The sequence below is a fragment of the Streptomyces sp. NPDC027189 genome, from assembly GCF_055566975.1.
Genome location: NZ_JBVHRI010000069.1, coordinates 1 through 5,237 on the forward strand (window position 1 = coordinate 1; position 5,237 = coordinate 5,237).

6 protein-coding genes and 2 pseudogenes are annotated in these 5,237 nt (G+C 67.1%); 3 read left to right on the forward strand and 5 right to left on the reverse strand.

Translation table 11 applies throughout. The annotated features are described in order from the left end of the window. Both ACZ4RZ_RS50065 and ACZ4RZ_RS50070 read right to left on the reverse strand, forming a co-directional pair. Positions 1-183: DUF504 domain-containing protein (locus ACZ4RZ_RS50065; RefSeq protein WP_467754336.1), on the reverse strand; the 183-nt coding region annotated here is incomplete at its 3' end. Positions 184-461: 278 nt separating this feature from the next. Further along, positions 462-962 carry a squalene/phytoene synthase family protein gene (locus ACZ4RZ_RS50070; RefSeq protein ID WP_467754331.1) on the reverse strand — a complete coding sequence of 167 codons (501 nt, stop codon included), beginning with the start codon at positions 960-962 and terminating at the stop codon, positions 462-464. Positions 963-1,128: 166 nt separating this feature from the next. Here ACZ4RZ_RS50070 and ACZ4RZ_RS50075 point away from each other — a divergent pair, with 166 nt between their 5' ends. From ACZ4RZ_RS50075 to ACZ4RZ_RS50085, 3 genes are read left to right on the forward strand one after another with little or no spacing between them, the layout of a single operon-like run. Beyond that, positions 1,129-1,260, forward strand: a complete 132-nt coding sequence (locus ACZ4RZ_RS50075) for a hypothetical protein (protein ID WP_467754333.1) — start codon at positions 1,129-1,131, stop codon at positions 1,258-1,260. A gap of 57 nt (positions 1,261-1,317) precedes the next feature. After that, entirely contained in the window at positions 1,318-1,467 is a 150-nt protein-coding gene (locus ACZ4RZ_RS50080; RefSeq protein WP_467754334.1) for a hypothetical protein, read from the forward strand. Then, positions 1,464-1,742, forward strand: a complete 279-nt coding sequence (locus ACZ4RZ_RS50085) for a hypothetical protein (protein ID WP_467754335.1) — start codon at positions 1,464-1,466, stop codon at positions 1,740-1,742. Before ACZ4RZ_RS50080 ends, ACZ4RZ_RS50085 begins: the two co-directional genes overlap by 4 nt. A 265-nt stretch (positions 1,743-2,007) precedes the next feature. Here ACZ4RZ_RS50085 and ACZ4RZ_RS50090 read toward each other — a convergent pair. The 3 genes and pseudogenes from ACZ4RZ_RS50090 to ACZ4RZ_RS50100 form a co-directional block, all read right to left on the reverse strand. Next, positions 2,008-3,095 (reverse strand): annotated as a pseudogene (locus ACZ4RZ_RS50090) (integrase core domain-containing protein). Between the two features lie 252 nt (positions 3,096-3,347). Beyond that, positions 3,348-4,559, reverse strand: coding sequence for a L,D-transpeptidase (locus ACZ4RZ_RS50095; RefSeq protein WP_467754338.1), 1,212 nt, complete (start codon positions 4,557-4,559; stop codon positions 3,348-3,350). Positions 4,560-4,808: 249 nt separating this feature from the next. Next, positions 4,809-4,997, reverse strand: a pseudogene (locus ACZ4RZ_RS50100) (hypothetical protein); the annotation flags it as partial. Positions 4,998-5,237 lie beyond the last annotated feature (240 nt).

Consider the following 5,237-nt stretch of genomic DNA (forward strand, 5'->3'; position numbering starts at 1 on the left):
CACCTCGCCGTCCGCCTCGATGAACACCACCCGGTGCCACGGGATGTCGCCCCCGGGCACGAAGGAAGGCAGCGGGATGCGTTTGAGGGCATCCCGGCGCTGGCTGATCCCCAGCACGAAACGGGCCGGGTCGAACCGCGGGTCCCAGCGGACCCGGTGATAGATCTCGTCGCTGGTCCGCATCACGTCTCGTCTCCCGCCTTCACACCTCCTCTTCCTCCAGGGTGCATCCCACCCTGTCCTCGACGGTTGTTCCTCACTCACCGCGACCTATGAGGTGCGGTACGTGAAGGAGCCGGCGTGTGCCGAGGCGGGTCGTCTCGTCAGGGTCGGCGATCGGCGTGAACAATGGGCGCAACGGGCGACCGTTCGCGATGCCCTGATGGGGCCGACGGGAGTCGTAGAACGGTTCGAACCGGCCCTCTCGCACGGCGTGGTCCGGACGGCAACAAGCGCCGGGTCTACCACACGAGCGGCACGTTCACCGGCGTCCGATACCGGTCAGTATTGGTGCGCGAGAACGCGTAGCGTCCTGCCCAGCGGCGGGTTCGCGGAACCGCGCAGTACCCCGGAGCCCCGTGCGAGCACGGCTTCCGCCGTGAGCAGTTCGATCTCCACCAGCGCACCCGCGAGCCGTCGGACGGGGTCAGCGCCGGGAGCTGCCTTGCGGCCGGCAAGGCGGCGCGTGCGGTGGTGACCTGCTCGGCTATCAGCTCTTCCAGGGCCGAGCCGCCGACGCCGGTGGCCATGCCATCCATGGTGACCCCGAACCGTTCCATCGTGTCGACCGGGATGCCCACGCGTCCGTCCCGCACGTCCTCGGCGAGGTCGTTGACGAAGTCGAGCCGCTGACTGCCCTCGATGAAAGTCCGGCATGCAGCCCGGTACCGCAGATCGTCGCCTTCCGGCGTGAGCAGTCCCGCGCGCAGGACCGCGAGCGGGACGCCGGACAGGCCGAGCAAACCCTACGCGAGGAGCTGACCGAGCAGCCCGATGAGGCCGTGGCCGACCTGCAGGTCTTCGACGACATGGTCGACATGCTCGGGGAGATCGGCAGGTCCGAACGGGCCCTTGACTGGTGCCTGGCCGCCCTGGCACACCCCGCAGCGCGGGAGAACAAGGGGACCGGTGGCGGCGAGGCCGCGCGACTGTGCCGCGGGCTGCGCATCAGCCGGGCTCTCCTGCGACCGGGACCTCGGTCTGGAGCCGACCGACGACGACCTGGCCGCCGAAGCCGAGACTGACGCCGAACTACGGTGATTCGGCGAAGAGTTGGACCGGGCATTGAGTGGGCTGCCGTCGGGGAGGCCGGTGGAGGTGCCCGAGGGTACAGCGGACTTCGACGGGATCGTGCTGCGCTGGGTACGCGAGGACTTCGCCGCGGTACGCACCCGCTGGCCCGAGTCGACCGACTCATACGGGGACGACTACACGGGGGTCTGTCGGACCAGCGCCTCGACGCCATGATCGCCGAGGCGCTCGTTGACGCCTACGGCGAGGACGAAGAGCTGGTCGGCTTCCATGCCGTGCTCAGCGACCGCGTTACCGTGCCCTTCACCACCGAAGTGTTGGGAGTCGACGTCATCGTCGAGGAGATCGACCTGCGACCAGGCAGCGGAGTGGTAGCGATCTGCCGCCGCGGACGGATCCTCCAACCCATAGGCCTGCGAGACCTCCCGCTGCCCGACCCTCCGCCCGAGGGCGCCGAATGGATCGAAGCTTTCCGCCACTGGGCCCTGTGAAGCCCTTCGGTGAAAAGCGTCCCGAAGAGGGAGGGATTCGTGCTCCGGAATCGACAGGGCCCTTGCCCCTGCCCCTCGATAAGGCCGGGACCAGAGAGCGCCACCCTGTGAGGGATGTCGACCGGCGTCCAAGTTCAATACGCTGAGTGGTATCTGCCCTACACCGATAGCTCAAGTACCGCGGTGAGACACGCATTCCGTGGGCTGCCGGTATCGATCCCCCCTCGGACACAACCTGTGGGGCTCGGAAAGTCGTCGCCGCAGGTCAAGCGGCGTACCGGTACTCGTTGATGGCGCCGCCGAGGATGCGGGTGCGCAGGAGTCTGTGGCTGTCGAGCTCGTGGATGGTGGCGGGCTGCCCGGAGGCGTGAGGGGGTTTCTGGTCTCGGGCCCGGTGAGGTCGATGCGCGTTGTAGTGCCGTTCGAAGTCGGCGAGGACTTGCCGGGCGTGGGCCTCGTTCATGAGCAGGACGTGGTCGAGGGCCTCGCGGCGGACGGTGCCGATCACCCGCTCGCAGTGCGCGTTCGTCCGTGGCGCCCGTGGCGCGCTGAGCAGCACGTCCATGTCCTCGGCTTCGAAGACGGCGTCGAAGGACGGGTCGTACTTGGCGCCGCGGTCGCGCAGCACGAAGCGCAGGGACTCCATGCGCGTGTCGAGTTGGGCGGCGAGATTGCGGGCCTGTTGCGTCGCCCAGGCCCGAGTGGGGTGGTGGTGACGCCGGTGATGTGCAGTCTTCGGGTGCCGTGTTCCAGGAACGCCATGGCGTATAGGCGTTTTCCGAGCATGGTGTCCACGTGGAAGAAGTCGGCTGCGATGATCCCTTGGGCTTGGGTGGTCAGGAACTCGCGCCAGCTGGGGCCGGAGCGGCGTGGAGCCGGGCCGATGCCCGCGGCGTTCAGGATCCCCCAGACCGTGGACGGTGCGATCGGATGCCCTAGCCGGGCAAGCTCGCCCTGGATCCTACGATGTCCCCACCGGGGATTTTCGCCGGCCAAGCGCAGCACCAGCTTTCTGAGCGCGGCCACAGTCGGGGGTCGGCCCTTGCGGCTGCGGCGGGCGGAGTAGTCCCACTTCTTGGCGATCAGCTTGCGGTGCCAGGCCAGCAGGGTGCCGGGTGTGACGGAGGGGAAGACATTGGCCCAGCGGCGGCGCGGTATCAGCGAGGACAGCGCGGAGAGCCAGAACCGGTCGGCCCACTTGTAGCGGACCGGGACCTTGAGCTGACGGCGCAGGACTGAGTTCTCATGCCTCAGCACCAACAACTCGGCGTCCCTGGCGGTGTCTCGGCGCAGCAGGACAGCGGGTAGGGACAGCAGCGTGCGAGCAGCGCGGTACAACAGCGACACGACCATCGGGACAGCGTCTCAGCCACCTGCGACAACCATGTACACCGCTGCTCACCTGCAGCGATGACTCTATGAACCCCACACGGACAGCAGCGCCGGAGCGCCTTCGGGCGACGCGCCGTGTTCATCTGCTCGGATGATGTATCGGCACCTGCACTGCTCGAGCGCCCTGACGCCGCAGGCGGCGGGGCGACACGGTGTCGCCCCGCCGCCTGGCGGAAGGGATTCAGGTTCAGATGCGTGGGGAGTGACGTGGCGTCAGCTGGTCGCGCTGCCCGCGACCCACTCGCTCCACAGCATGTTCCAGTCGCTGAGGCCGTTGTCCGGGGCCAACATGGTCTTGTCTTCGGAGTTCTTGACGATCACGACGTCACCGATCATTGAGTTGTCGAAGAACCACGCGGCGGGCTGCTTGCCGTCGCCGCCGCCCTTGACGTCCTTCAGGCCCACGCAGCCGTGGCTGGTGTTGACCTTGCCGAAGACCGCGTCGGCACCCCAGTAGTTGCCATGGATGAAGGTGCCCGAGGCGGTCAGGCGCATGGCGTGCGGTACGGCCCCGATGTCGTAGGAGGGCTTGCCGTCCTTCTTCGTGAGGCCGACGGTCGCACCGTTCATGTGGATCTGCCCGAACTTCTCGGAGATGACCATCTGACCGTTGTACGTCGGGTGCTCGGTGCTGCCGGACGAGATCGGGATGGTCTTGATCGTCTTGCCGTCCCGTACGACGGTCATCTGCTTCGTCTTGGCGTCGACCGTGCTGATCTGGCTCCGGCCGATCTTGAACGTGACCGTCTTCTGAATGCCGTAGAGGTTGAGAGTGACGTTGACGGTGGAGCCGGGCTTCCAGTAGTTCTTGGGGCGGAAGTCCAGGCGGTCGTCGTTGAACCAGTGGCCGACGACCTGCTGGCCGCTGCTGGAGCTGACCTGGATCTTCGACTCCATGGCGGCCTTGTTGCTGATCGCCTGGTCGAAGTTGACCGTCACCGGCATGCCCACGCCGACGGTCGAACCGTCCTCGGGGGAGAGGTGCCCGATGAAGTTATTGGCTGGGGAGACCGTGGTGATCGTGGAGTTCCCGGTGACGGAGCGGCCCTTGGCGTCCGTGGCCTCCGCGGCGACCTGATACTTGGTGGCCCGCTCCAGCTGGCCGGTCGGCTTCCAAGACGTGCCGTCCGCGGACAGGGTGCCCGGAACCTCGGCACCGGTCGCGACGGCGGTCATTGTCACCTTGGTGAGCTTGCCGTTGCTGACGGTGACCTTGACGGAGTCGTTGATCCCGACGTCGTAGGCACCTTGCTTGGGCGTGATCTCTATTTGAGCGTCGGAAGTCTCCTGGGTGGCTGCCTGATCCGCCCGCGCCTGCGGTTTCGGGTGATTCGCGGCATCGTTGCCGCTGGTAGCAGCGTTGCTGGTACCGCCGAGGGCCGTGAGTGAGAGCACACCGCCGAGTACACCGACCGCAGCCACCAGCCGGGTGTGTCCTTTACGTGCCGTGATCAAACGCTTCTCCCGTGTCACTTGTCGTTGAATCCCTGGAGCTGGATGCCGAGAGGGTGCCGCTAGCTATAAAACTACTTATATGGGTTTATCCATCCTTAGATGGGCAATCTGTGGTGAAGGCCACGCGCCGTCGAGCGCGTCGCCGAGGCCTTGCTCGACTGACGGATGGCGCGTAGTCGATCCGCTCTAGCCGCCCGGAGCCGGTCATGACGGAGACGCCCGGTTCAGGCGGAGCGCCCGGCCGATGTTCTGCACGATCTCGATCTGGGAGCCGCGGGTGTCGGCGAAGCAGATGGCCTCCACTCCGCGCTTGCCGGTGATGTCAACGCCTTCCCCGAGGACCCGCCCGGAGGCGAGGAAGGCTCTGTGTACGCGCCGGCTCGCGGCGTCGATGCCGTTGGCGAACTGGGCTCGCAAGGGAGGCAAGAGGCGCCGGTGACCGGCCGAGCCACCGTTGGTTGCTGGGAGGGGCGGGCGCTGACGCATCTCCGGCAGGCGTGAGAACACTCCGCCCATGCGACCTGAATCCCCGGCGGCGCTTTGCCTCACCCGGCTATGTGCCTCACCTGTCGGTGATCTCGGAGAGCCAGGCCGTGTCCTCCGGGCCCGGCGCTTCGGGGTCTGGCGCGGGCAGCCGGCGGACTGTTC